This is a genomic window from Runella sp. MFBS21, assembly GCF_029433105.1.
Lineage (GTDB): Bacteria > Bacteroidota > Bacteroidia > Cytophagales > Spirosomataceae > Runella.
Map to the genome: position 1 here is coordinate 1 of NZ_JARNTW010000065.1, position 1,039 is coordinate 1,039.

The window sequence follows — 1,039 nt, forward strand, 5'->3', positions numbered from 1 at the left end:
GGGTTGTCTTTAAAGACCTTTTGAGCGCGTTTTGCTTCGGCCAACATCTCACGGAGTTGTTGGGGCGAACATTGGTTAAGGTCTTCTTGGAGAATCATAGCCGTAAAAGGGGGGATTTAGGCTTTAGAAGCTTGCTTTTCGTCAATGGTTTGTTGAATGCCTTCGGCAATGTAATAGAGTTCCAAGGCAATGTTTTCATCTTGGAACTCCCCACCCTCTAAACAGAGGATTTGTTGGTCGTTGACGTGGTAAGACGTAATGGTTTTGACCTTTGCATCTGGGTTTTCTTCAAAGAACTTTTGGGCGTTTCGGGCTTCGGCCAACATCTCATGGAGTTGTGGCAGGGGGCAATTGTCTAAATTGTGAAAATTAATCATGACAGCGACGGGTTTGAAGGATTGGGACGGTATTTGTGCAAGGCCGAAAAGGGAAAATGTTGTTCCCCCTCCACGACCTGAAAAGTGTTGGAAACAGGGTCGAGCAACCAAACCTCATCGGTTTCGGTGTCGTAGATGCGGGTAGCCCATTTCTGTTTGGGGGGACGTTGGTAATTCTCCCGAATGACCTCAATCATGAGTTGTCGGACTTGCTTTTTGGCAATGACCTTATCGGGCAATTCGTCGGGGTCATCGGTGGTTTGTTTGATGACGTACATGTTGGACTCCCTGAGCAACCTCGGCGCCATTTCAGCGTAGTTGTGTCCCTGAAAAATCAGCTCGTTTTCGTTGTTTTTGGGGGTTTTCAGGATACGTTTTCTTTCTTGGGTGAGGTTCCCTTCAAAGAAGATACCACAGTCGTCAAAAACGATGCAAGTACGTCGGCTGAAGTGCGTCATGAGGTGGCAAAACTCGTCGAATTGTTCCTCATCTCCCCTGACAATCGCCCTGAAAGGATAAGCCAACCAATCCAATTGGGGGATTTGTGGCAGGGTCAAAGGATGCAGGGGGTACTGCAAATAAGAATCGTTGTTGGAGTGGTCAAAAACGACGATAGACTTAGGGCAAACGGGACTCAAAAAAAACTCTTCGGCGAGCTGCAT

At 47.4% G+C, this 1,039-nt stretch carries 2 protein-coding genes; both read right to left on the reverse strand.

All coding sequences use genetic code 11. The features are described 5' to 3' along the window. Positions 1-116: 116 nt before the first annotated feature. The gene (locus tag P1X15_RS32465; protein ID WP_277342262.1) at positions 117-377 is read right to left on the reverse strand and encodes a hypothetical protein; all 261 of its coding nucleotides are present in this window, start codon (positions 375-377) and stop codon (positions 117-119) included. Next, on the reverse strand, positions 374-1,039 hold a 666-nt coding region (locus P1X15_RS32470), incomplete at its 5' end, for a hypothetical protein (RefSeq protein ID WP_277342263.1). The genes P1X15_RS32470 and P1X15_RS32465, both read right to left, overlap by 4 nt.

What these genes read in the sequence shown, in the direction of transcription:
- P1X15_RS32465 (WP_277342262.1), bottom strand. Translation starts at nt 377, where the DNA reads ATGATTAATTTTCACAATTTAGACAATTGCCCCCTGCCACAACTCCAT.